Annotated in this window: 23 protein-coding genes; 9 read left to right on the top strand and 14 right to left on the bottom strand. The window is 72.3% G+C overall.

The window, feature by feature from the left end; genetic code table 11:
• Window position 1: 1 nt before the first annotated feature.
• Window positions 2-508: a hypothetical protein gene (locus tag IE172_RS17650; RefSeq protein ID WP_190098207.1), complete on the bottom strand. Its 507-nt coding sequence runs from the start codon at window positions 506-508 to the stop codon at window positions 2-4.
• Between the two features lie 165 nt (window positions 509-673).
• Here IE172_RS17650 and IE172_RS17645 point away from each other — a divergent pair, with 165 nt between their 5' ends.
• From IE172_RS17645 to IE172_RS17620, 6 genes are all read left to right on the top strand, one after another.
• Complete coding sequence (locus IE172_RS17645) at window positions 674-1,279, top strand: LysE family translocator (RefSeq protein ID WP_190098206.1); 606 nt, start codon at window positions 674-676, stop codon at window positions 1,277-1,279.
• Between the two features lies 1 nt (window position 1,280).
• Window positions 1,281-2,009 carry a B3/B4 domain-containing protein gene (locus IE172_RS17640; protein WP_190098205.1) on the top strand — a complete coding sequence of 243 codons (729 nt, stop codon included), beginning with the start codon at window positions 1,281-1,283 and terminating at the stop codon, window positions 2,007-2,009.
• A 14-nt stretch (window positions 2,010-2,023) separates the two neighbouring features.
• Complete coding sequence (pdxR, locus tag IE172_RS17635; protein WP_190098455.1) at window positions 2,024-3,505, top strand: MocR-like pyridoxine biosynthesis transcription factor PdxR; 1,482 nt, start codon at window positions 2,024-2,026, stop codon at window positions 3,503-3,505.
• A 16-nt stretch (window positions 3,506-3,521) separates the two neighbouring features.
• On the top strand, window positions 3,522-4,049 hold the full coding sequence (locus tag IE172_RS17630) for an SMI1/KNR4 family protein (protein ID WP_190098204.1): 528 nt from the start codon (window positions 3,522-3,524) through the stop codon (window positions 4,047-4,049).
• A 141-nt stretch (window positions 4,050-4,190) separates the two neighbouring features.
• Window positions 4,191-5,984, top strand: coding sequence for a LysM peptidoglycan-binding domain-containing protein (locus tag IE172_RS17625; protein ID WP_190098203.1), 1,794 nt, complete (start codon window positions 4,191-4,193; stop codon window positions 5,982-5,984).
• Between the two features lie 274 nt (window positions 5,985-6,258).
• A complete protein-coding gene (locus tag IE172_RS17620) occupies window positions 6,259-6,885 on the top strand; it encodes a DUF4232 domain-containing protein (protein WP_190098202.1) in 627 nt (208 codons plus the stop codon).
• Window positions 6,886-7,262: 377 nt separating this feature from the next.
• On the opposite strand, the gene IE172_RS17615 is transcribed toward IE172_RS17620, so the two are convergent.
• From IE172_RS17615 to IE172_RS17595, 5 genes are all read right to left on the bottom strand, one after another.
• The gene (locus IE172_RS17615; RefSeq protein WP_190098201.1) at window positions 7,263-8,960 is read right to left on the bottom strand and encodes a bifunctional uroporphyrinogen-III C-methyltransferase/uroporphyrinogen-III synthase; all 1,698 of its coding nucleotides are present in this window, start codon (window positions 8,958-8,960) and stop codon (window positions 7,263-7,265) included.
• Entirely contained in the window at window positions 8,957-9,916 is a 960-nt protein-coding gene (hemC, locus tag IE172_RS17610; protein WP_190098200.1) for a hydroxymethylbilane synthase, read from the bottom strand. Before hemC ends, IE172_RS17615 begins: the two co-directional genes overlap by 4 nt.
• Window positions 9,913-11,646, bottom strand: a complete 1,734-nt coding sequence (locus tag IE172_RS17605; RefSeq protein WP_190098199.1) for a glutamyl-tRNA reductase — start codon at window positions 11,644-11,646, stop codon at window positions 9,913-9,915. The genes hemC and IE172_RS17605 overlap by 4 nt, the downstream gene beginning before the upstream one ends.
• Complete coding sequence (locus IE172_RS17600) at window positions 11,643-12,410, bottom strand: redox-sensing transcriptional repressor Rex (protein WP_190098198.1); 768 nt, start codon at window positions 12,408-12,410, stop codon at window positions 11,643-11,645. The genes IE172_RS17605 and IE172_RS17600 overlap by 4 nt, the downstream gene beginning before the upstream one ends.
• A gap of 300 nt (window positions 12,411-12,710) precedes the next feature.
• A complete protein-coding gene (locus tag IE172_RS17595) occupies window positions 12,711-12,989 on the bottom strand; it encodes a glutaredoxin family protein (protein ID WP_190098197.1) in 279 nt (92 codons plus the stop codon).
• Between the two features lie 104 nt (window positions 12,990-13,093).
• Here IE172_RS17595 and IE172_RS17590 point away from each other — a divergent pair, with 104 nt between their 5' ends.
• From IE172_RS17590 to IE172_RS17580, 3 genes are all read left to right on the top strand, one after another.
• Window positions 13,094-14,005, top strand: coding sequence for an HAD family hydrolase (locus IE172_RS17590; RefSeq protein WP_190098196.1), 912 nt, complete (start codon window positions 13,094-13,096; stop codon window positions 14,003-14,005).
• Window positions 14,006-14,543: 538 nt separating this feature from the next.
• Complete coding sequence (locus IE172_RS17585) at window positions 14,544-15,317, top strand: ECF subfamily RNA polymerase sigma factor, BldN family (RefSeq protein WP_190098195.1); 774 nt, start codon at window positions 14,544-14,546, stop codon at window positions 15,315-15,317.
• Window positions 15,318-15,588: 271 nt separating this feature from the next.
• A complete protein-coding gene (locus IE172_RS17580) occupies window positions 15,589-16,830 on the top strand; it encodes a DUF5667 domain-containing protein (protein ID WP_190098194.1) in 1,242 nt (413 codons plus the stop codon).
• Window positions 16,831-16,927: 97 nt separating this feature from the next.
• On the opposite strand, the gene IE172_RS17575 is transcribed toward IE172_RS17580, so the two are convergent.
• The 8 genes from IE172_RS17575 to IE172_RS17540 form a co-directional block, all read right to left on the bottom strand.
• The gene (locus IE172_RS17575) at window positions 16,928-17,995 is read right to left on the bottom strand and encodes a lysophospholipid acyltransferase family protein (protein WP_190098193.1); all 1,068 of its coding nucleotides are present in this window, start codon (window positions 17,993-17,995) and stop codon (window positions 16,928-16,930) included.
• Window positions 17,996-18,009: 14 nt separating this feature from the next.
• Window positions 18,010-19,071: an NAD-dependent epimerase/dehydratase family protein gene (locus IE172_RS17570; protein ID WP_190098192.1), complete on the bottom strand. Its 1,062-nt coding sequence runs from the start codon at window positions 19,069-19,071 to the stop codon at window positions 18,010-18,012.
• 253 nt (window positions 19,072-19,324) lie between these two features.
• A complete protein-coding gene (locus IE172_RS17565) occupies window positions 19,325-19,423 on the bottom strand; it encodes a 30S ribosomal protein bS22 (protein ID WP_003948845.1) in 99 nt (32 codons plus the stop codon).
• Between the two features lie 154 nt (window positions 19,424-19,577).
• Window positions 19,578-19,790, bottom strand: coding sequence for a helix-turn-helix domain-containing protein (locus IE172_RS17560; RefSeq protein WP_004984898.1), 213 nt, complete (start codon window positions 19,788-19,790; stop codon window positions 19,578-19,580).
• 129 nt (window positions 19,791-19,919) lie between these two features.
• Entirely contained in the window at window positions 19,920-20,735 is an 816-nt protein-coding gene (locus IE172_RS17555; RefSeq protein ID WP_190098454.1) for a phosphatase, read from the bottom strand.
• A gap of 106 nt (window positions 20,736-20,841) precedes the next feature.
• A complete protein-coding gene (locus tag IE172_RS17550) occupies window positions 20,842-22,014 on the bottom strand; it encodes an acetoin utilization protein AcuC (protein ID WP_190098191.1) in 1,173 nt (390 codons plus the stop codon).
• Window positions 21,965-23,233, bottom strand: a complete 1,269-nt coding sequence (locus tag IE172_RS17545; protein ID WP_190098190.1) for an MFS transporter — start codon at window positions 23,231-23,233, stop codon at window positions 21,965-21,967. Before IE172_RS17545 ends, IE172_RS17550 begins: the two co-directional genes overlap by 50 nt.
• Before the next feature lie 60 nt (window positions 23,234-23,293).
• Window positions 23,294-23,947 carry an HAD family hydrolase gene (locus IE172_RS17540; protein WP_190098189.1) on the bottom strand — a complete coding sequence of 218 codons (654 nt, stop codon included), beginning with the start codon at window positions 23,945-23,947 and terminating at the stop codon, window positions 23,294-23,296.
• Between the last annotated feature and the right edge of the window lie 88 nt (window positions 23,948-24,035).

Genomic DNA, 24,035 nt, shown 5'->3' with positions numbered 1-24,035 from the left:
GTCAGTTCAGGGTGTACTCGCACGTGTGCGCGCCCTCGACGCCGCCCTCGTCCTCGACGACCTTCTTCCCGTCGACGGTGATCGAGCAGGGAGCCGCGCCCAACTGGCCGTTGGACAGCTTCACCGGTCCCGGAACGACGGACACGAGGATGCCGACCTTGCGCTCGGTGGGGTTCAAGGTCATCTTGCCCGTCTTCTTCCACGGCAGCGTGACCTGTTCGTTGCTGTTCGTGCCGAGGGTGTAGTAGACGCTGGACTTGCCCTGGCCGCCCACTTCGAGGGTGACCTCGTACGTCTTGTCCTCGCCCTCGGAGGAAGCCTCGGACGACGTCTCGGAGGACGAGGCGGCCGTGCTTCCGCCGGCGCGCTCCTTCTCGTCGCCGTCGCCGCCGCTGCCGCCGCACGCCGTCATCAGCCCGGCCGCCGCGATGAGCGCCGTCACGGTCATGACCCTGCGCATGTTGCCTCCCCTTCGTACGGACATGACCCGGTGTGCGTCATGGGTCATATGAAGCATCGTATGCGTGGCGATCTTCCCGGCATCGGCGGGTGCCGGGTGGACCGGGTGGGCCGCGGCAGGCTTTTGGACCTCTCCAGCGGACTCCTTTTGGCTCTGCCCTCCGGACCATCACCGCGTCAGGCTGGGAGGACCGTCGATCCCCGGAGGGTTCCCTTGAGCCTCGCTTTCCTGCTGACCACCCTGATCGTGGTGGTCACCCCCGGCACCGGCGCGGTGTACACCCTCGCCGCCGGGCTGTCCCACGGCCGCCGGGCCGGCGTGGTCGCCGCGCTCGGCAGCACCCTCGGTGTCGTGCCGCACCTGCTGGCGACGGTCACCGGCCTCGCCGCGCTCCTGCACACCAGCGCCGTCGCCTACGCGGTGGTGAAGTACCTCGGGGTCGCCTGTCTGCTGTACATGGCGTGGGCGACGCTGCGCGACAAGGACGCGCTGACCGTCACGGCGGACGCCGCGCCGCGGCCGGCGCTCCGCGTGATCACCTCCGGGGTGCTCCTCAACCTGCTGAACCCGAAACTGACCCTGTTCTTCGTCGCGTTCCTCCCCCAGTTCGTCCCCGCCGGCACACCCGGCTCCACCGGCCTCATGCTCCGGCTCGGCGCCGTGTTCATGGCCCTGACCTTCGTCGTCTTCGCCGCGTACGGCATGCTCGCCGCGGCCGTGCGCGACCACCTGTCGGTCCGGCCCCGCATCATGACGGGTGTCCGCCGCGTGTGCGCGGCCTGCTTCGTCGGCCTGGGCGCGCGGATGGCGGTGGCCTGAGATGCGTTTCCGGCACACCGACGCCCTCCGGTCCGACCATCCCCGCCTCGCGGCGGGCGCCCTGTACACCACCGGCGTCGACCGGACGGCCGACGTCGGCCCGAGGGTCACCGAGTACACCGCCCGCGCCCGGGCCCGGCTGGCCGGCGCCTCCGAGGGCCAGTTCCCCGAAGTGCTGGCCTGGCGGCGGGCGTTCGCCCGGATGGGCCTGAAACCGACGCAGTACCGCTGCGCCTCGGAGTCACTGCTGCGGCGGCTCCGCAAGGAGGGCACGCTGCCCCGCATCCACCCGGTGGTCGACCTGTGCAACGCGATCTCCGTCGCCCACGCGGTCCCGGTCGCCGTCCTCGACGCCGACCGCATCACCGGGCCCCTGCTCGAAGTGCGGTACGCCCACGGCGACGAGGAGTACACGACCTTCGGCGGCGACCTGGAACACCCCGCCCCCGGCGAGGTGACGTACGCCGACTCCGCCGGGCACGCGCACGCCCGCCGCTGGACCAACCGGCAGAGCGGCCACTCCGCGGTGAGCGACCGCACCGACCGGATCCTCGTGGTGACCGAAGCCCTGCACGACGGCGGCACGGACACCGTCGCGGAGGTGCTGGAGACGATCGCCCGGGAACTCACCGCACACTGGCCGACCACCCCCACGACGGCCCTCCTCACCTCCACCGCACCGGAGTTCACCCTCACGGACCGGCCGCTGTCCGACACCCGGGCGCCCTGATGCGCCGTGGCACCATGGGTGCGGTGAGCGAGCGGAACACGGCGACGAGCGGCCCGGCGGCGCCCGGCTCCGACTTCCTCCAGCTCCGCCCCGACGACGCCCCCACGGGCGGCAAGGCGGACTGGCTGGCGCAGCGACTGCGGCAGGCGATCACCGACCGCCGCCTGACCGTCGGCAGCAGACTGCCGGCCACCCGGGTGCTCGCCGCCGAACTGCGCGTCTCCCGGGGCGTGGTCACCGAGGCGTACCGGCGGCTCGCCGAGGACGGCCACGTCGAGGGGCGCCGACGCGGCGGCACCGTCGTCGTCGCGACACCCCCCGCCCACGTGCCCCCGGCCGGTGACGCACCACCGCCCCACTCCCCGTTCACCGGTGAACCGGGCGCCGACGTCTTCGACGCGCTGCGCGCCGCCGACGCCCGCATCGACCTCACCCCCGGCCGGCCCGACCTCTCCGCGTTTCCCCGCACGGCCTGGCTCCGCGCCGAACGGGCCGTCCTGGCCGAGCTGTCCGCCACCGACCTCGGCTACGGCGACCCCCGCGGCGCCCCACGGCTGCGCCGCGCCGTCGCCGACTGGCTGGCCCGCAGCCGTGGCGTACGGGTCGAACCGGACGGCATCCTGATCGTCGCCGGCACCGCCCAGGCCCTCACCCTCCTCAATCCCCTCCTGCCGGCGGACGGCATCAGGGCGGTCGCGGTGGAGGACCCCGGCTCGCTCGGCACCCGCCAGCACCTGCGCAACGGCGGCCTCAGCACCCCGCCGGTGCCGGTCGACGCCCACGGCATACGCGTCGACGCGCTGCGCGCCACCGGCGCCGACGCCGTCCTCCTCACCCCCGCCCACCAGTTCCCCACCGGCGTCGTGACCAGCGGCGAACGCCGGCGTGAGCTGCTGCGCTGGGCGGCGGACGGCGGGCTGATCCTGGAGGACGACTACGACGCCGAGCACCGCTACGACCGCCCGCCCGTGCCCGCTCTGCGCTCGCAACTCACCGACCGGCTCTGCTACATGGGCAGCGTCTCCAAACTGCTCGCCCCCGCCCTGCGCATCGGCTGGCTCCTCCCGCCGCCCCGCCACCTCCGCGCCCTCACCGACGCCAAACGCTTCGCCGACCTGGGCAACGCCGCCCTCCCCCAGCTCGTCCTGGCCCAGCTGATGGAATCGGGCCAGCTGGAACGCCACCTGCGGCTGCTCCGCGCCCGCCACGTCCGCCGCCGCGACGCCATGATCGAAGCCGTCAGGCTCCACCTTCCGGGCGCGGTCGTCCACGGAGCGGCGGCCGGCCTGCACCTGACGGTCACCTACGCACCGGACGTGCCCGACACCGACCTCGCCACCGCCGCCCTCGCCCACGGCGTCAAGTGCCACCCCCTGTCCTGGCACCGCCAACTCCCCGGCCGCCCCGGCCTGGTCCTCGGCTACGCGGCGGACCCACCCGGGACGATCACCGAGGGCGTCGCCCTCCTGGGCCGGGCCTTGCGGGAGTTGTCCTGACGGTTACGGTGACCGGGTGAACCGGACGACCGACGACGACCGCACCCTCCCTCCCGCCCTCGCCGACCTGGCCCGCACGGAGATCGACTACGCCGACGGCGAGGGCATCGACTTCGAGCCCTACGACGCCTTCGACCCGGCCGAGGAGACCACCGACTGGCTGCGCCGGTGGACGGGCAACCCCGCAGTCGACGGCGACGCCTACCGGGTCTTCGGGCAGGACGGCACGGGCGGCCTCGCCGCCCTCTGGCGCGTGCGACCGGGCCGTCCCCTCACCGAGCAGCCCGTGGTCTTCATGGGCTCGGAGGGCGAGTGCGGCGTGGTGGCCGGCAGCCTCTCCGACTTCCTGTGGATGCTGGCCGACGGCTGCGGACCCTTCGAGGCCGTGACGTACGGGGCCCCCGAGTCCCGCCCGGACACCGCCCTCACCGCCCTCGCCGAACGCCACGCCACGACTGACCGCCGCCCGGCCCGCGACATCCTCGCCGGGGCCCGCGCCGAGTTCCCGACCTTCGCCGAGGACATCGCCGCCCTCTGCCGCTGACTCCACGGGAGCAGCCGCCCCGGCCCCGTACGGTCCGGTGCGGCAGCACACCCGTCCGGGTGAGCGATACGTGCACAGGCCAGAGCGGGCACTTAGCGTGACGAACAACAACCGTCCGCACTCGCCCTCCGGGAGCCCTGTGTGCAGAAACTTCCGATACGCCACTCGAAGGCGCCGCGCCGACGCCGCATGGCCGTCACGGCCGTGAGCGGCATCGCCGCCGGCTGCACGGTCCTCTGCCCCGCACCCGCGGCCTCCGCCCACCCCGCCACTGCCGATCCGGCCCCCACCGCGCTGACGGCCCCGCCACCGGCCCCGTCCGAGGACACGGGGAACGACAGCGGGAGCGTCCGCACCGTCACGGACGGCGACACCCTGTGGTCCGTGGCGGAGGAGGTCTACGGGACCGGAGCCCGGTGGCCCGACCTCTACCGCGCCAGCCTGGACGGCATCGAGAAGGCCGCCCGCTCCCACGGACTCCCCTCGGACGGCGACGGGCACTGGATCTTCGCCGGTACGGCGCTCCGCACGCCCGCCCCCGCCGCGAAGACCTCGGCCGCGCCCCCGGCCGACGCCCACGTGGCCCGTTTCGAGCGCCGGTTGGCGCAGTCCGGGTACGTGTCCCAGTCCGGCACCGAGGCCGTGTTCGACCTGAACCGCAGGTACTGCGAGGGCGCCCTGTTCAGCGGCATGTGGCCGAACCCCCAGTCGCCCTACATCGTCACCAACCTGCCGGAAGTCCCGGGGCAGAAGGCCAACACCAATCCCCCCGTGACCTGGCGCATGCGCGAGGACGAAGCCGTCGTCCTGATCGGGACGACCCCGCCGCCGGAGGCCTACTTCTCCTTCGACCTCAGCATGGTGCGGGGGTCCCTGAACACCGGTCCGGTCCTGTGGCCCGCGGTCGGCGACCCGGTCAACAGGGGAACCGTGAAGACGGCCGGCCCCACCCCCTTCGGGCAGCCGTTCGCCCTCGTGATCACGGGGCACGAGCGCACGCGGGCCGAGGTGCACGAGATGCTGGCCGCCTCCGGGCTCGGCGGCGCGATCAACGACGCGACCGTCCCCCCGGCCATGTTCCGCCTGGGCCTCGGCGAGGACGCCGACCAGTTCCTGCTCGGCATCCGCACGGCCGCGCCCGAGCCCGGTTCCGAGAAGGCGCTCGACGACTACCGCGCCGCGCCCCCGCTCCGGATCCTGCGCGTACGGCCCAAGGGCGCCTCCGCCGACCAGACGACACCGGTGTACGCCCCCGCCCCGCTGCCCGTGCCCCGGCTGCGCGTCGCCGGTACCGGCGCCACCGAACTCGACCTCGACCCCTCGCTGCAGAAGCTGCGGCAACGCATCATCGACGCCCACCCGGGTTTCGAGGCACGCGACGTGGCCATGGAGCGCGGCTTCGAGCAGTCGTACCCGGGGCTGCAGTCCAACAAGGTGATCGATCCCCCCACGCCCGGCATCGGCGCCCTGTCCAATGACGCCGACGACCCGCTGAGCCCGCCCTTCAGCCTGCCCGACGGCTCCTTCGTCGTCGCGTACGGCACCAACCACGTGGCCACCCGGCAGGCGAGCTACTCCAGCATCTCGCTCTACGCCGACGAGGAGGCCGCCGTCTCGGTGACCGCCAAGAACCACCGCGACCTGCGGGGCACCGCCCGCGACTACCTTCCCGGCAGCCCGGACGCGGACCAGCTCTACGCATGGACCTTCAGCCGGGCCGGCGACGCCGGACCGACCGGACCGCACGTCACCGCACTCCCGCCCGCCGGAACCGACTTCTGCGCCCAGTACGGCGCCGACCGGCCCGTCGACATGAGCCGCATGCAGGCGGTGGCACGCGCCTACATGCAGCCCGAGACCCTCACCCACCCGGCCCTGTCCTCGCTCCTCCTGGACCGCCTGCTGGTCTTCACGCCCACGTCGAAGTCCCCGTAGGGCGCCTCCGGGGTACGGAGCCGTCCGCGAGGCCCGACGAGGCGGAGCGCCCCGGGGGCCGCTCCGCCTCGTCGGGCCGACCGTCCTCGGCACACCGGCCTGCGTGCGGTGGCGGGCGCGGCACGGATGTCACCGCGCATGCCTCCGTCTGTAACAGGCGTGTCCGGACGCGCCGTGGAGCGAAACGGCGAGCGGACGGGACGGCTCTTGTGGGGTGCGACGGCCGCACTGACGGCCCGTCACACGCTCTCCCACCGACACCGAGGAAGACACCATGCGCGTCACCAAGCTCACCATCGCCGCCCTGGCCGTCGTCGCGGGCCTCTCGCTCACGGCCTGCCAGAACGAGGACGTCGCCGCCGACCCCAAGCCGGCCACCTCGGCCCCCACCGCGAACGGCGACGCGGGCAAGGAGCAGGGCAAGGAGCAGGGACAGGAGGGCGGCACGGTCGCCGGAACCGGGAACAACGAGGACGGCAGGACCGCCACGTGCCGCACCGACGAACTGGACGTCACGGCGACGGACGCCACCATCGACGGCGACACCGACGGCACCGTCGCGGTGACGTTCACCAACGGCGGCGGCCGGGACTGCGCGCTCTCGGGTTACGCGGGCGTCGACCTGAAGACCAGCGCGGGCTCGCTCTCCGCCGAGCGCACCGGCGAGGAGTCCCCCTCGGTCGTCCTGAAGGACGGCGAGAAGGTGTCCTTCGCCGTCGTCTACCCGGTCAACGACTCCGGAGGCTCCGGCGTCCGCGTCACGGGCCTGGTGGTGACCCCGCCGGACGAGACGAAGTCGGTCACGCTCGACTGGCCGGGCGCCGACTCCCTCCCCGTCACGGACGGCTCCGGCACCCCGGTGAAGGTCGGCCCGATCGGCAGCGCCGGCCAGGGCGGCTGAACGGCCCGACGCCGTCCGGCGTGTGGCGGAGCGCACCCTCAGGCCCGCGTGACGGAGAGGGCCCCGGTCACCGGCCGAAGTCCAGTTCCGCCCCCACGGTCGTGCACGGCACCGGACCTGTCCGCACGCCCCAGCGGCCGGCCGGTTCACCGACCGGGAGCGGGCCGTACCCGGATTCGCCGGGCTCCGTGCAGCGGGACTGCCCCGTCCCCGGCATGGTGGTCACCGCCATCGACGAACGGCTGGAACGGCTTCCCCTGATGCGCGCCTGAGGCGACGACCGCGGGAATCCCGGGCGACGTGCGCGGGACCGCGGAAACCGGAAAAGGAGGGGCGCCCCCGAAAGGGCGCCCCTCCTCACCTCGACGCTACGACCGTCACGTCGTCGACCGGCGTCTCCGCGCCCCCGGGCGCCGCTCGCTCGGCCGCGTCACCGGGTCGCCCGCCTCGATCGCCGCCAGCCGGCGCCGCGCGCCGAAGTCGGCCAGGGCTTCCGCCAGCTTGTGGACCGACGGCTCGGGAGCCATCACGTCGACCCGCAGGCCGTGCTCCTCGGCGGTCTTTGCCGTGGCCGGGCCGATGCAGGCGATCACCGTCACGTTGTGCGGCTTGCCCGCGATGCCGACGAGGTTCCGGACCGTCGACGACGACGTGAACATCACCGCGTCGAAGCCACCGCCCTTGATCGCCTCACGGGTCTCCGCCGGCGGCGGCGACGCGCGGACCGTGCGGTAGGCGGTCACGTCGTCCACCTCCCAGCCGAGCTCGATCAGCCCGGCGACCAGCGTCTCCGTGGCGATGTCGGCGCGCGGCAGGAAGACACGGTCGATCGGGTCGAAGACCGGGTCGTACGGCGGCCAGTCCTCCACGAGACCGCGGGCCGACTGCTCCCCGCTCGGCACCAGGTCCGGCCGGACGCCGAAGTCGATCAGCGCCTGGGCGGTCTGGTCGCCGACCGCGGCGACCTTGATGCCCGCGAAGGCACGCGCGTCGAGCCCGTACTCCTCGAACTTCTCCCGCACCGCCTTCACCGCGTTGACCGACGTGAAGGCGATCCACTCGTAGCGGCCCGTCACCAGGCCCTTGACGGCGCGCTCCATCTGCTGGGGCGTGCGCGGCGGCTCGACGGCGATCGTCGGCACCTCGTGCGGCACGGCACCGTAGGAGCGGAGCTGGTCGGAGAGCGACGCCGCCTGCTCCTTCGTGCGCGGCACGAGCACCTTCCAGCCGAACAGCGGCTTGGACTCGAACCACGCCAGCCGGTCGCGCTGGGCGGGGGCGGAACGCTCACCGACCACGGCTATCACCGGCCTTCCGCCCTCCGGGGAGGGCAGCACCTTCGCCTGCTTCAGCGTCTGCGCGATCGTGCCGAGCGTCGCCGTCCAGGAGCGCTGCCGCGTCGTCGTACCGGCGACCGTCACCGTCATCGGCGTATCGGGCTTGCGTCCGGCGGACACCAGTTCGCCTGCCGTGGCCGCCACGGAGTCCAGCGTGGTGGAGACGACCACCGTGCCGTCCGACGCACCGACCTCCGTCCAGCACCGGTCGGACGCCGTGCGCGCGTCGACGAACCGCACGTCCGCGCCCTCGGCGTCACGCAGCGGCACACCGGCGTACGCGGGCACGCCGACCGCGGTGGCGATTCCGGGCACGACCTCGAACGGCACCCCCGCCGAGGCGCACGCCAGCATCTCCTCGGCGGCGTACGCGTCGAGCCCGGGGTCACCGGACACCGCACGCACGACCCGCCTGCCGCCCCGCGCGGCCTCCATGACAAGATGTGCGGCATCCCTGATCGCGGGGACACTGGCGGGTGTTGACGCGCCGTCAACGACCGTCAGCTGGGGCGTGCCTGTACCCGGGACCGTCGGATCGGCCTCCGTGTGCACCTCGGCGACGCCCTGCCTGGCGTGCCGGCGCACGACGTCGAGGACCTCGTGCTCGGCGACGAGGACGTCCGCGTTCGCCAGGGCCTCCACGGCGCGCAGAGTCAGCAGTCCCGGATCCCCGGGTCCGGCACCGAGGAAGGTGACGTGCCCGTGTTCGGGAGGGGCGGGAAGGGTGGTGGGGCTCAATGTGCTCGCTCCCCCATCAGACCGGCCGCGCCCTGCGCGAGCATCTCGGTGGCGAGTTCGCGACCGAGCGCCATCGCCGCCTCGTGCGTCTCGGGCACGGGACCGGTGGTGGACAGCTGCACCAGCGTGGCACCGTCGGTCGAGCCGACGACGCCGCGCAGGCGCATTTCCTTGACAGACTGCCCGGCGGTCAAGAGGTCGGCCAGCGCCCCCACGGGTGCGCTGCAGCCGGCCTCCAGGGCGGCGAGCAGTGACCGCTCGGCCGTCACGGCGACCCGCGTGAACGGGTCGTCGAGCTCGGCGAGCGCGGCGATGAGGTCCGCGTTGTCCGCGGTGGTCTCGACCGCCAGTGCTCCCTGGCCGGGAGCGGGCAGAATCGTGTCGACCGACAGGAAGTCGGTCACCTCGTCGCTGCGGCCGACCCGGTTGAGCCCGGCGGCGGCCAGCACCACGGCGTCCAGTTCGCCCTGGTGGACGTACCCGATGCGGGTGTCGACGTTGCCCCGGATCGGGACGGTCTCGAAGTCCATGCCGCGGCTGCGCGCGTACGCGTTCAGCTGCGCCATGCGGCGCGGCGAACCCGTACCGATGCGGGCGCCGCGCGGCAGGTCGGTCAGCTTCAGCGCGTCGCGGGTCACCATCACGTCGCGCGGGTCCTCGCGCACCGGGATGGCCGCCACGACCAGTTCGTCGGGCTGCGTGGTCGGCAGGTCCTTCAGCGAGTGCACCGCGAAGTCCACCTCGCCGCGCGCCAGCGCCTCCCGCAGCGCGGCCACGAACACACCCGTGCCGCCGATCTGCGCGAGGTGCTCGCGCGAGACGTCGCCGTACGTGGTGATCTCGACGAGCTCGACGGGCCGTCCGGTCACCTGGCTCACGGCATCCGCCACCTGCCCGGACTGGGCCATGGCGAGCTTGCTCCGCCGCGTCCCCAGCCTCAGTGCCTTCTCAGTCATCCCGGCCCTCGGTTCCTTGCGTCTCGCTTCTCGGTGCTTTCCTCGGCGCGGGAGACGGAGGCCACCGTCTCCTGGTCGAGGTCGAACAGGGTGCGCAGCGCGTCGGCGTACCCGGCTCCGCCGGGCTCGGCGGCGAGCTGCTTGACCCGTACCGTCGGTGCGTGCAGCAGCTTGTCGACCACCCGCCGCACGGTCTGGGTGATCTCCGCGCGGTGCTTGTCGTCCAGGCCGGGCAGCCGCCCCTCCAGGCGGGCGATCTCTCCGGCCACCACGTCGGCCGCCATGGTGCGCAGGGCGACGACGGTCGGCGTGATGTGCGCCGCCCGCTGTGCCGCCCCGAACGCGGCGACCTCGTCGGAGACGATACGCCGCACCTGGTCCACATCGGCAGCCATCGGAGCGTCCGCGGAGGCTTCCGCGAGCGATTCGATGTCGACCAGCCGCACGCCGGCCAGCCGGTGCGCGGCCGCGTCGATGTCGCGCGGCATCGCGAGGTCCAGCAGGAACAGCACCGGCTCGGGGCGCGGCGGCTCGGCCACCTGCTCCGGGCGGCGACGCTCGGGGATCCGGCCGACCACGGACGCGGTCGCGGCGAGCGCGCCGATCAGCTCGGCGTCGGCCTCCGGGCCGACGCGGCCCGCCGGGCGGCGGTCGACGGTCGTGCCCGCGGCCCACGCGGCGTGCTGCTCCAGCGTCGCCGCGTCCATGCCGGCGACGGCGGCCTCGCCCATCACGGAGAAGCCGGGCGGTACGGCGGACAGGTCGAGCGGGCAGTTCTCGTCGGTGCCCGCGGCGGCGGGCGGCAGCGGCGACTGCGTCGCGGGCGTCCGCGAGGCCGGGGCGCGCTCCGCCTCCTCGTCGAGGTCGACGACGATCCGCGGCGCACCGGTACGGCCCTCGACGCCCGCGGCGATCGCGTCGCCCGTGAGGACAAGTCCGGTCGCGCCGGTGCAGGAGACGACGACGTCTGCACGTGTCAGCTCGAACGGCACCGACGTCATCGGTACCGCGCGGGCCAGCACGTTCGTGTCGTCGCCCTCGGTCAGGATCTGCGCGAGCCGCTCGGCACGGTCGGGCGTGCGGTTGGCGACGACGACCTCGGCCACACCGGCCCGCGCGAGGGTCGCCGCGGCCAGCGAGGACATCGAGCCGGCGCCGATGACCAGGGCCTTCTTGCCGTCGGCCCAGGTCTCCACGGGTGCCCCGTGGGCGAGCTGCTCCAGGCCGAAGGTCACCAGGGACTGTCCGGCGCGGTCGATCCCGGTCTCGGAGTGGGCGCGCTTGCCGACCCGCAGCGCCTGCTGGAACAGGTCGTTCAGCAGCCGTCCGGCGGTGTGCAGCTCCTGCGCGCGGGCGAGCGAGTCCTTGATCTGGCCGAGGATCTGCCCCTCGCCCACGACCATCGAGTCCAGTCCGCAGGCCACCGAGAACAGGTGGTGGACGGCCCGGTCCTCGTAGTGCACATAGAGATAGGGAGTGAGCTCCTCCAGGCCGACCCCGCTGTGCTGGGCGAGCAGCGTGGACAGCTCGGCGACACCGGCGTGGAACTTGTCCACGTCGGCGTACAGCTCGATGCGGTTGCAGGTGGCGAGGACCGCGCCCTCGGTGGTGGGCTCGGTGGCGACCGTGTCCTGCAGCAGCTTGGTCTGCGCGTCCGCGGCCAGGGAGGCCCGCTCCAGCACGCTGACCGGCGCGCTGCGGTGGCTCAGTCCGACGACGAGGAGACTCATGCCGGCATCACGGCGGGGACGTCCCCGTCGGGCCCCTGGTCGGTGGCGGAGTCCTTGCGGGCGGTGGCGGCCGGGGCGGTGGCGGTCCCGGCCGCGGCCTCCTCGCCGGCCTTGCGCTGCTCGTGGAAGGCGAGGATCTGCAGCTCGATGGAGAGGTCCACCTTGCGCACGTCGACGCCCTCCGGCACGGACAGCACGGTCGGCGCGAAGTTCAGGATGGAGGTGACGCCGGCGGCCACGAGGCGGTCGCAGACCTGCTGGGCGGCGCCGGCGGGGGTCGCGATCACGCCGATCGACACACCGTTGTCCGTGATGATCGACTCGAGTTCGTCGGTGTGCTGCACCGGGATGCCGGCGACGGGCTTGCCGGCCATCGCCGGGTCGGCGTCGATCAGCGCGGCGACCCGGAAACCGCGGGAGGCGAACCCGCCGTAGTTGGCGAGCGCGGCACCGAGGTTACCGATCCCGACGATCACAACCGGCCAGTCCTGGGTCAGGCCGAGTTCACGGGAGATCTGGTAGACGAGATACTCGACGTCGTAACCGACACCCCTGGTCCCGTACGAGCCCAGGTAGGAGAAGTCCTTGCGGAGCTTCGCGGAGTTGACGCCCGCGGCGGCCGCCAGTTCTTCCGAGGAGACCGTGGGCACCGAACGCTCGGAGAGCGCGGTGAGGGCTCGGAGGTACAGCGGAAGCCTGGCGACGGTGGCCTCGGGAATTCCTCGGCTACGGGTCGCCGGTCGGTGAGTTCGGCCAGTTGCCACGGTGCTCCTGCGGGTAGAGCGGGGCTTCAGGCGGTCATACGTCAGGTCATACGTCCCCGGACCGCCCCGTCGCATGCAGGCTATGTCTTTGTGAACGCGTGCACAAAGATTGTGTCCGATTTGCCCGGCCAACGTGACCGGGGTCACGCAACCCCGGCGCACGCGTACGGAACCGGCGCATGCGCACCATCGTTCCTTTTCTTTCGGGGGCAAAACCGCACACTCTCCTCTGTGAATCCCGCCCCCGAGACCAAGTCACCATCGATCCTAAGCGACTTTCCGCCAGATTGGACTGGCCGGTCAGTCACTCAGCGCCTTGCGCAGCCGGCCTTCGTCGACCCGCCAGAAGGTGTGCTGCTCCCCGTCGACGAGGACGACCGGGATCTGCTCCCAGTACGCGTCGTACAGCTCCCGGTCCTCGGTGATGTCCTTCCGCTCCCACGGGACGCCGAGCTCCCCGCACACCTTCTCCACCACCACCTGCGCGTCGTCACACAGATGGCAGCCGGGTTTGCGGACGAGGGTGACGAGCCGGTCCCGCGGAGCGGCCGGGGTGTTGCGGCGGAAGAGAGGGCTCATACGGGCCATTGTCGCGCCCTCCTTCACGACACGGACCCGGAGAGTTCACGACGCTCCAACCTCTCGGCTCCGGAACAGGCCCGGCGACTGGCTATGCTCACGCCATGGCCGCTCTCGGATGGCTCACCCCCCGTAGGCGCTCCGCCACGGCGCGGAGCGTGTTGGCAGGCGAGGCCTCGGCGGAGGCCGCACGGAAGTCCACCCAGGAGATTTCCGAACGCGAACCCGAATTCCCGGTGCACGGCGACGAACGGGCCGCCGCGTTCTTCGACCTGGACAACACGGTGATGCAGGGCGCGGCCCTGTTCCACTTCGGGCGCGGACTGTACAAGCGGAAGTTCTTCGAGACCCGCGAGCTCGCCCGGTTCGCCTGGCAGCAGGCGTGGTTCCGGCTCGCCGGGGTCGAGGACCCCGAGCACATGCAGGAGGCCCGCGACTCGGCGCTCTCCATCGTCCAGGGCCACCGCGTCGCCGAGCTGCAGTCCATCGGCGAGGAGATCTACGACGAGTACATGGCCGAGCGGATCTGGCCGGGCACCCGGGCGCTGGCCCAGGCGCACCTCGACGCGGGACAGCGGGTGTGGCTCGTCACGGCGGCACCGGTGGAGATCGCCACCGTGATCGCCCGCCGGCTGGGGCTGACCGGCGCCCTGGGCACGGTCGCCGAGTCGATCGATGGCGTGTACACGGGCAAACTGGTCGGTGAACCGCTGCACGGCCCGGCCAAGGCCGAAGCGGTACGCGCCCTGGCGCTGGCCGAGGAGCTGGACCTGGGCCGCTGCGCCGCGTACAGCGACTCGCACAACGACATCCCCATGCTGTCCCTGGTGGGCCACCCCTACGCGATCAACCCCGACTCCAAGCTCCGCAAGCACGCCCGCCGCATGGACTGGCGGCTGCGCGACTACCGCACCGGACGCAAGGCCGCCAAGGTCGGCATCCCCGCGGCGGCGGGCGTCGGCGCGGTGGCCGGCGGCACCGCGGCGGCCATCGCCCTCCACCGCAAGCGCCGCTGACCCCACTCGGCCACGGACCGAACGGCCTGACGGGCCGCCCGCCCTTCCGTGACTGCCGGGCCATGTGTTCCCGCGCCTGCGCGGGCAGGTCGACGCTGCGGCGCCAGTGGCGCCGAGCGGCACACCCGGAGCCCGGTACGGTCAGCGACCCGCTTCCGCGCCCACGCCGTTGACGCCACCCCCGTGACCGACCCCGACCAAATCCCCCGCCCCACCCACAAACACCCCGAATCCAACTCCCGTACCCCGCAACCCCCCTGTTCAGTCACGTTGGCTGCACACGGCCACAACTCGTCCGGGTCCCACCCCCAATACGAAACCTCCCGGTCAACAACCGGTCATCAATCACCACTTGAACGAACGTCAACCGGCTACGGAAGCGACGTAATCGGTGATTTGAGCAACTCGGTGTAGCAGGCCCTGCACGAAGCGTTATTCTCCTCAGACGCAATCCGGGACCAACCCGTCGCTACGACGGGTGAACGGCCCCGCACTGCATGTACTGCACGTGATCGAAAGCTCTGCCTCTGGGAGTCCCGTGTACCCACACGTCGGGGTTGACGCCTCGGGCCTGGCTACGCTGCGCGCATCCGTCGCGACAGCCCGAGACATGCTGCGCGCCGCCGTCCCCACCGCGCACACCGTCCCGGCATTCGCCGCCGCCCCCGCCGGCCCGTGCTACGCCCTCGCCGAGGGCATGGGCACCGCCGCAGTCGGCAGACGGGGGCGTGCGACCACCACCCGCCGCCCCGCCGCCGACAGCGACAGTGCCCGGATGATGGATCTCGTGGAGCGCGCCCAGGCCGGTGAGGCCGAGGCGTTCGGACGGCTCTACGACCAGTACAGCGACACCGTGTACCGGTACATCTACTACCGGGTCGGCGGGAAGGCGACCGCCGAGGACCTCACCAGCGAGACCTTTCTGCGGGCGCTGCGCCGCATCGGCACCTTCACCTGGCAGGGCCGCGACTTCGGCGCCTGGCTGGTGACCATCGCCCGCAACCTCGTCGCCGACCACTTCAAGTCCAGCCGCTTCCGCCTCGAGGTCACCACCGGGGAGATGCTCGACGCCAACGAGGTCGAGCGCTCCCCCGAGGACTCCGTCCTCGAGTCCCTGTCCAACGCCGCCCTCCTCGATGCCGTACGACGGCTCAACCCCCAACAGCGGGAGTGCGTCACGCTGCGGTTCCTGCAGGGCCTGTCCGTCGCCGAGACCGCGCGCGTGATGGGCAAGAACGAGGGCGCCATCAAGACCCTCCAGTACCGGGCCGTCCGCACCCTCGCCCGGCTCCTCCCGGACGACGTCCGCTGACCGGCCCTCTCGACACCGACCGGACCGCCCCCGCCGGGCCGCGCACGGTCCGCGACGCTCAACTCACCCAATGTGAGGCCCGGTTGACTTCTTCAATCGGCCGCGCCACGTCCGTAACCCAAGTGCCGTGCCGCTCGTTGTGCGGGATACAGGCTCCCTGTGGTCACCCGCCGACCGACCGCGATCACCCGATCGTGTGACCTTGGTCGGGGCGGGGAACCCTCAGGACCCCCTGGGGAGTCGACCGTCATGACGAGAGGAGGTGCCGCCAGTGATCGCTAACGTATCGGCGCACCGGCGGGCGAACGCCTTCGCCCGGGCCCTGGAGGAGCAGTCCGACCGGGGCGCGGCGGCCGAGCAGTCCGAAGGACCGGCACCGGCACCGGCCGCCGCGGAGCGCGAGCAGGCACGACTGCTCGCGCTGGCCTCGGGCCTCGGCGCGCTGCCCAAGCCGGAACTGGACCCCGAGGTCAAGGTCGTACAGCGGGCCCAGCTGGTGGCCGCGTTCGAGGCCATGCTCCAGGAGGGCACCGCGGCGGGCGAGGCGTCGGACCAGGCCGTACCCGAACAGCGTTCGCGCCGGGCCCGGGGCGCACACCGGGCGACCCCCCTGGGCAAACTGCGGCCGCGGTCACGGCTGGCCAAAGGACTCACCGCGGGCGGGCTCACCGTCGGCGTCGCCGCCGGCGCCCTCGGCGGAGTGGCCGTCGCCAGCTCCGACGCCCTGCCCGGCGACTCCCTGTACGGGCTGAAACGCGGCATCGAGGACGTCAAACTCGGCCTCGCCGACGGCAGCGACGAGCGCGGCCGGGTCTACCTCGACCACGCCTCCACCCGGCTCGGCGAAGCCCGCCGGCTCATGGAACGCGACCGCGGCGGCCCCCTCGACCACGAGTCACTCGGTGAGATCCGCCGCGCCCTCTCCGGCATGCGGCACGACGCCTCCGAGGGCCACCGGCTGCTGCGCGAGGCCTACGAGCGGGACCCGGACTCCCTCGGCCCCATGCAGGCGCTGTCCTCCTTCTCGCACGCACACCGCGCCACCTGGGGCACCCTGCGCGACAGGCTTCCACTGCAGCTGGGAGACGTCAGTGAGCAGGTCTCCTCGGTGTTCGACGCCATAGACGAAGACGTCGCCCCGCTGAAGTCGCTGCTCCCCCAGCACCCGAACGACAAGACCCGCGACGGGACGCGGCACGGCGGCACCGAGACCACCCCCGGGAACACCTCCGAGGCCGACCCCTCGCGGGCCCCCGGCACCGACGACGACGGCACCGGCGGCAGCGGCTCCCGCAGCGCGGCCCCCTCCGGCTCGACCGGCGCCGACCGCGAGGACGACGGACTCCTCGGCGGCAACACGGGCGGCCTGCTCGACCCGCCCAAGGAGAGCGGCACCCCCACCTCCCCGCCCACGGGCTCCGTCACCCGGCCCCCCGCCCCCGACGTCACCCTTCCGCCCCTCCTGCCCGGTCTCCTGCCGGGCCTGGGCATCGAGGCCGAGGACGCCGAGTAGACCGGAGCGGACCTGGGGGGCGCCCCTCGACGACGAGGGGCGCCCCCAGGGACGTACGGCGGAGCGGTCGCGCCGACGGGCGGCGGCGGCCGGGCCGCTAGAAGAACACCGACCGGCGCTGCACCAGAAGCTTGTACAGCGTGTGCTGGATCTGCTCCCGGACCTGGTCGGTCAGGTTGAACATCAGCATCGGATCCTCCGCCGCCTCCGGCGGATAGCCGTCCGTCGGAATCGGCTCACCGAACTGGATCGTCCACTTCGTCGGCAGCGGTACGGCCCCCAACGGCCCCAGCCACGGAAACGTCGGCGTCAGCGGGAAGTACGGAAAGCCCAGCAGCCGCGCCAGCGTCTTCGCGTTGCCGATCATCGGATAGATCTCCTCCGCCCCGACGATCGAGCACGGAATGATCGGCGCCCCCTGCCGCAGCGCGGTCGACACGAATCCGCCCCGCCCGAACCGCTGCAGCTTGTACCGCTCACCGAAGGGCTTCCCGATGCCCTTGAACCCCTCCGGCATCACCCCCACCAGCTCCCCCTGCGCCAGCAGCCGCTCGGCGTCCTCCGCACAGGCCAGGGTGTGCCCGAGCTTCCGCGCGAGCTCGTTGACCACCGGCAGCACGAACACCAGGTCCGCGGCGAGCAGCCGCAGATGGCGGTCGGCCGGATGGTGGTCGTGGACGGCGACCTGCATCATCAGACCGTCCACCGGCACCGTCCCGGAATGGTTGGCGACGATCAACGCGCCGCCCTCCGACGGGATGTTCTCGACGCCCTTCACCTCGACCCGGAAGTACTTCTCGTACACCGGACGCAGCAGCGACATCAGGACCTGGTCGGTGAGCTCCTCGTCGTAGCCGAAGTCGTCGACCTCGTAGTCCCCGGTGAGCCGGCGCCGCAGGAAGGCCAGACCGCTCGCGACCCTCCGCTCCAGACCACCGCCGTCCCTCCCGGCGGCCGGCTCCTGGGGCTGCTCGTCCTCATCGGTCACCGGATCATCATCCTGCACGGACGCCACGCCCGGCAGGGGCTGGACCTCACCGACCGCCGCGGGCTGCCCGCCCCCCTGGCGCCGGCTCCCCGCGCTCCGGCGGCGCGACGGGCGCGGAGCGCCGCCCCCACGGGAGCGGTGGTCGTCGTCGAACGGAATGACCTTGGCGTCCGCCATCGTTGCTGCGCTCCTCAGTTGGCGCTCTGCGTAGGGGAGTGTCCGCCGCCCGGCAGGGGCAGCGCGGCGATCCGGTCGACGGCCCCCGCCAGGACCTCCGGCGGAAGCAGCCCGGGACCACGACTGCGCACGAAGTCCGCAAACGTTTCAGCAGTCGAGTACTTCGGGGTGAAGCCCAGCGTCTCCCGCATCTGGTCCGTCGCCACCACCCGCCCGTGGGTGAGCAGCCGGATCTGCTCGGGCGAGAAGTCCGTCATCCCCAGCGTACGCACCAGCGAGCCCACCCAGGTGACGGCGGGAAGCAGCAGCGGGACGGTGGGCCGGCCCAGCCGCCGCGCACACTGCGACAACAGCAGCACACCGTCACCGGCGATGTTGAAGGTGCCGCTGTTGAGCGTGCCCCGCTCCGGCTCGTGCGAGCCCCTCCGCAGCACCTCGATGACGTCGTCCTCGTGCACGAACTGCAGCCGGGGGTCGTAGCCCAGCACGGTCGGCAGCACCGGCAGCGAGAAGTACGACGCGAGCGGAGTGTCCGCGGCCGGCCCCAGGATGTTCGCGAACCGCAGCACGCACACCGCGACGTCGGGACGGCGGCGCGCGAAGCCCCGCACATACCCCTCGACCTCCACCGTGTCCTTCGCGAAGCCGCCGCTGGGCAGCGACTTCGCCGACGTCGTCTCGGTGAAGACCGCCGGATCCCGGGGCGCCGAACCGTAGACGTTCGTACTGGACTTCACGACCAGCCGCTTGATGCTCGGCGACTTCTGGCAGGCACCCAGCAGCTGCATGGTGCCGATGACGTTGGTCTCCTTGAGCGCGGTCCGGCTGCCGCTGCCGAACGGCATCCCCGTCACGTCGAGATGCACGACCGTGTCCGCACCCGACTCGGCGAGCACCCGCGCGATGGTGGGCTGCCGGATGTCCGCCCGGACGAAGTCGGCGCCGCCCAGATGGTGCTCGGGCGGGACCGCGTCCACCCCGACGACCCGGTCCACCCCGGGATCCCGCTGGATCCGCCGGACGAACCGGCCCCCCAGCTGCCGGGCCACCCCGGTCACGAGCACGACCCTTCCCAAGATCAGCGCCTTCCTCTCGCCCTGCTCCCGACGGCCAACCTATCGGGTCGCCGTCGCTCTGTGGTGCCGGCCGGATGCTTGAAGTGACGACGGTCCCGAACGTACGCACCCCCGGGACCGGCCGCACCCGCGCGAGGACCGGCGGGAGAACGAGTGCCCCGGCAGCGCGGACGACGCCCCCGGATCCACGCACGGCAGTGGCCCCCCACCGAATCGCGGTGGGGGGCCACTGAACACGCTGTCGCGCTGTCGCTTACTTCTTGTTGCGACGCTGAACGCGCGTGCGCTTGAGCAGCTTGCGGTGCTTCTTCTTGGCCATCCGCTTGCGCCGCTTCTTGATAACAGAGCCCACGACTACCCTCGCTCACTTCTCATCACTCGGTGTTTGGGCGCCATGGGCCCACACGACCTACGAGGGGCTAGCCTACCCGCCCGAGCGCTGAGGTCGTAATCGAGGTGACCGGGGAGGCCCGTGAGTGCCCTGGACGGGTCTCCCCGGCACGCCGTCAGGCGGTTTCCACCCCCACGTAGCTCTCGCGGAGGTACTCGTGAACCGCTTGCTCCGGGACGCGGAACGACCGCCCGACCCGGATCGCGGGCAGATGACCGCTGTGCACCAGCCGGTACACGGTCATCTTCGACACTCGCATCACCGAGGCGACTTCCGCCACGGTAAGGAACTGAACCTCGTTCAGAGGCCTCTCGCCAGCTGCAGCCATGACACACCTGAACCTTCCGCACTCGACGGCCACCGGCTTCCCCTTCCGGTGACTCTTCGTCGCTGCGTGCTCACTCCCCAATGTAGGGGCGGGTGATGCGAGTGGGGAAGAGGTGCACCCATCGGCGGCCTACTGTGACAGACACGCTCGATTGAGTACGTAGCGGGCCAGCGGCAGGTAGTAATCGCATCGCACGCCGTCATCAAGTGGAACGGCCACCGATACGACCCCCTCGGCCTCCCCGACGAACGGCGCCGGGTCGTTCACGTCGGCCGGTCCGACGGCCTCGAACCCCAGCTGACCAGCCCCGCAGACCCAGCCGTGATCGCCGATCACCAACTGCGGGAGCGGCCCGCCGGCGTCGGCCGCCGCGGCGAGCGCGGTCCGAACCGGGAGGGGGGAGTGCGTGTGTGCGCCCGGCTCACAACCGGGGCGTCCGGAGGTCGCGCTCCGGACGAGCCCGACTCCCCGTACGTAGTCGAGGTTGTACGTGCGTAGACCGAACCGGGTCGTTATGTCGACACGGCGACCCTGCGCGGGGGTGAGGACAGCACATCCCGCCGCCGACAAACCGTCTGCCAGGGCGGCGTAGAAACCGAGCAGCCGGTGCGGATGACCGGTGCCGAGGAGCACCGGGACACCACGCTCCGCGGCCACCGCCAGCCGCTGCGCACAGGCGTCCAGCGCGGACAGGGTGCGCTCGGGGTCGATCACATCATGGCCCCCCACGCGTCCCGGGTCGGCCGGAACCCCGCACCTTTCCGCCATCAGCGCGAGCAGATCCCGTTCGCCCCATGCCCGTTCGGGATCCAGCCCGATCAGCAGCCGCGGATCCCGGGCCGCGAACAACCGGTAACTGCGCAGGCTCTCCTCGCGGGTGGTGCCCACCACCCCGGCGAGCCGGGCAGCCAGGAGATGCGAGCGAAGCCCGTCGGTGGTCAGCAGCACAGGAGCGATGCTGCGCCACACGGGCACGATGCGCGGCCGGAACGGGACCGACACCGCACGGTTGGCGTAACGGACCCCGGTCCCGGGGGCGGAGGAGGGCCCGCTAGGGCAGCAACCCTCGTAGCGGGAACGCCGCGCGCCGGGTCGCCAGGATCGCCTGGTCCAGCCGGTCCGCCGGGTCGTACCCCTCGTCCCACGCGGCCCAGGACGCCGGCCACCGGCCGTCCGTCATCCGCCGCGGCGCCGGCTGCCGGGTGCGGGCGTAGACCTGCTGCCGCCACTCCTCCGGGATCATCGTGGTGGGCTCCACGGGCCGCCCGGCCGCGATGCCCACCAGATGGGTCCAGGACCGGGGCACCACTTCCACCACCGCGTATCCGCCGCCGCCCAGCGCCACCCACCGCCCGTCGGCGTACTCGTGCGCCAGGTCATGGCACGCCACCTGAACCGCCCGCTGCGCGTCCAGCGACACCGCCAGGTGCGCCAGCGGATCCTCGAAGTGCGTGTCGGCGCCGTGCTGCGTCACCAGCACCTGCGGCCGGAAGTCCGCGATCAGCTCCGGCACCACCGAGTGGAAGGCCCGCAGCCAACCCGCGTCCCCGGTGCCGGCCGGCAGGGCGACGTTGACCGCGGCGCCTTCCGCGCCGCCGGCGCCCGTCTCCTCGGGCCACCCGGTCTGCGGGAACAGGGTCCGCGGATGCTCGTGCAGCGAGATCGTCAGGACGCGCGGGTCCTCCCAGAACGCCGCCTGCACCCCGTCCCCGTGATGCACGTCGACGTCGACGTACGCGACCCGCTCCGCCCCCAGTTCCAGCAGCCGGGCGATGGCGAGCGAGGCGTCGTTGTACACGCAGAAGCCGGAGGCGGCGCCGGGCATCGCGTGGTGCAGTCCGCCCGCGAAGTTCACCGCGTGCAGCGCGTCACCGCGCCACACGGCCTCCGCGGCACCCACGGACTGCCCGGCGATCAGCGCCGACACCTCGTGCATCCCGGCGAACGCGGGATCGTCCACCGTGCCGAGCCCGTACGACTGGTCCGCCGCGGCCGGGTCCGCCGACGCGGCCCGCACCGCCTCGATGTAGTCCTCCCGGTGGACCAGCCGCAGCGTCGACAGCCCGGCCGCCTTCGCCGCGACCACCTTCACCTCGCGGTCCAGCCCGAAGGAGCCGACCAGACTCCGTGTCAGGGCGAGCCGGACCGGGTCCATCGGATGGTCCCGTCCGAAGTCATAGCCCGTTACTGCCTCGTCCCACATCAGCTGTGCGCGGCCGCTCATGCCCGCCACCGTATCGGTCCGGTTCAGGAGCGAACGACTTGGCGTACACCAGTGTCACCAGCACCAACACCATCGGCACCAGCATCGCCCCGCGATAGCTCCACGCGTCGCCGAGCACGCCGACCAGGGGCGAGCCGACCAGGAAACCCACGTAGTTGAAGACGTTCAGGCGCGCTATCGCCGCGTCCGAAGCCGCCGGGCCGCCCCGCTCGGCGGCCCGCCGTCCCGCCGCCGCGAAGGTCTGCGGCACCAGCACGCACAGTCCGAGCCCCAGCAGCGTGAACCCCAGCATCCCCGCCCACGCACCGGGCGCAGCTGCCACCACCGCGAATCCCGCCGCCGCCACCAGCGCCCCCGCCCGCACCACCGCCACGGCCCCGAACCGCCGTACCCCGACGTCCCCGAGGGTCCGCCCCAGCAGGGTGGTGACCATGTAGACGTTGTACGGGACGGTCGCCGTCTGCTCGGAGCTGCCCAGCACGTCCTGGAGGTACTTCGCGCTCCAGTTGGAGACCGTCGAGTCCCCGATGTACGCCACGGTCATCACCAGACACAGCGGCAGCATCCAGGTGAGGCCGACGGCCGCGCCCTCGGCGGGGTCCGGCGCCCGGGCCGGGATCTGCTCCCGGGTGCGGCTCCGGGTCTCGGCCGCGGGTCCGTCGCGCCCGTCGACGTACCACCGGCTGCCGGCCAACGCGGCCGGCATGAGCACCAGCACCACCGGCAGGTACGACACCCACAGCGCCAGGTCCCAGTGGGCCCCGGCCCACGCCAGCGAAGCGCCGACGATCCCGCCCAGGCTGTAGGCGGCGTGGAAGCTGAGCATGATGCTGCGCCGGTAGGCCCGCTGCAGACTCACTCCGAGCATGTTCATCGACGCGTCCAGCGCCCCGACGGCCAGCCCGAACACGGCCAGCGCCACGGCCAGCCCGGCCATGTGCCGTCCGACGCCCACTCCCAGCAGCGCGAGCAGCACCACGGGCTGGGACCACCGCAGCACACGGCTCGGCGGAATCCGCTTCACGAGCCGTTCCGTCGCCACGCTGCCGATGCCGGCCAGGATCGGGACGGCGGCGAGGAAGACGGGCAGCAGCGCGTCGGAGACCCCGTACCGGTCCTGGATGGCCGGGATCCGCGTCACGAGCAGGGCGAAGGCGACGCCCTGCACGAGGAAGCCGAACGCCAGCGAGGCCCGGCCGTGCCGCAGCACATCAGTCATGGCGGCGAGCGTAGGGCCCGGGGATACCGGTGGGTAGATCCGGTCAAAGATGAACCGGGTTCAGATTCCCGTGTGGAGCAGGCTGTTCAACTCCCGCATGTCGTCGAAGAGTTGTGTCGCTCCGGCCAGCTTCGCGGCCGGTGTCATCGCGGTGTACCCGTACACGTCCATGCCGGCCGCGACCGCCGCTCGCACGCCCAGGGGACTGTCCTCGACGACCACGCACCGCTCGGGTGCGACGCCCATCCGCTCGGCCGCGTGCAGGAACAGGTCGGGGGCCGGCTTACCCCGTCCCACGTCCTGGGAGCTGAAGATCCGATCGTCGTCGAACCACCGGTCGAGGCCCGTGGTGCGGTGCCCCACCCTGATGCGTTCATGGCTGCCCGACGAGGCGACGCAGTACGGCACTCCGTCCGCGGTCAGCTTCTCCAGGACGTCCGTGGCGCCGACGACCGGTTTCAACTCCCGTTCGAACGCGGCGAAGACCCGGGCGTGGAACACGTCGTCGAAGTCTGCCGGCAACCGCCGCCCGGTCCGTTCCTCGACGAGGTCGTGCACGCGGTGCATGGCGGAGCCCATGTAGTCACGGATGGAGTCCTCGTAGGAGGTGGGGTGTCCGAGTTCCGTGAGATGGGCGGCCAGGAGCCGATTGGAGATTGGTTCACTGTCGACGAGAACTCCGTCGTTGTCGAAGATGACGAGGTCATAGCACATACCCCGACCTTAAACGCAGAAAGCCCCGTGCCAATGGCACGGGGCTTTCCCAAAAATTGTTCGGCGGCGTCCTACTCTCCCACAGGGT

The sequence above is a fragment of the Streptomyces griseoflavus genome, from assembly GCF_014649995.1.
Classification (GTDB): domain Bacteria; phylum Actinomycetota; class Actinomycetes; order Streptomycetales; family Streptomycetaceae; genus Streptomyces; species Streptomyces griseoflavus.
Note: the sequence above shows the minus strand (reverse complement) of the source record. Positions and strands in the feature narration are given on the sequence as shown.

Excerpts from the sequence above, each read along its gene's own strand:
- IE172_RS17650 (WP_190098207.1), bottom strand. The coding sequence starts at position 508 with ATGACCCATGACGCACACCGGGTCATGTCCGTACGAAGGGGAGGCAAC.
- IE172_RS17640 (WP_190098205.1), top strand. The coding sequence starts at position 1,281 with ATGCGTTTCCGGCACACCGACGCCCTCCGGTCCGACCATCCCCGCCTC.
- pdxR (WP_190098455.1), top strand. The coding sequence starts at position 2,024 with ATGGGTGCGGTGAGCGAGCGGAACACGGCGACGAGCGGCCCGGCGGCG.
- IE172_RS17620 (WP_190098202.1), top strand. The coding sequence starts at position 6,259 with ATGCGCGTCACCAAGCTCACCATCGCCGCCCTGGCCGTCGTCGCGGGC.
- hemC (WP_190098200.1), bottom strand. The coding sequence starts at position 9,916 with ATGACTGAGAAGGCACTGAGGCTGGGGACGCGGCGGAGCAAGCTCGCC.
- IE172_RS17605 (WP_190098199.1), bottom strand. The coding sequence starts at position 11,646 with ATGAGTCTCCTCGTCGTCGGACTGAGCCACCGCAGCGCGCCGGTCAGC.
- IE172_RS17595 (WP_190098197.1), bottom strand. The coding sequence starts at position 12,989 with ATGAGCCCTCTCTTCCGCCGCAACACCCCGGCCGCTCCGCGGGACCGG.
- IE172_RS17590 (WP_190098196.1), top strand. The coding sequence starts at position 13,094 with ATGGCCGCTCTCGGATGGCTCACCCCCCGTAGGCGCTCCGCCACGGCG.
- IE172_RS17575 (WP_190098193.1), bottom strand. The coding sequence starts at position 17,995 with ATGGCGGACGCCAAGGTCATTCCGTTCGACGACGACCACCGCTCCCGT.
- IE172_RS17560 (WP_004984898.1), bottom strand. The coding sequence starts at position 19,790 with ATGGCTGCAGCTGGCGAGAGGCCTCTGAACGAGGTTCAGTTCCTTACC.
- IE172_RS17550 (WP_190098191.1), bottom strand. The coding sequence starts at position 22,014 with ATGAGCGGCCGCGCACAGCTGATGTGGGACGAGGCAGTAACGGGCTAT.
- IE172_RS17545 (WP_190098190.1), bottom strand. The coding sequence starts at position 23,233 with ATGACTGATGTGCTGCGGCACGGCCGGGCCTCGCTGGCGTTCGGCTTC.
- IE172_RS17540 (WP_190098189.1), bottom strand. The coding sequence starts at position 23,947 with ATGTGCTATGACCTCGTCATCTTCGACAACGACGGAGTTCTCGTCGAC.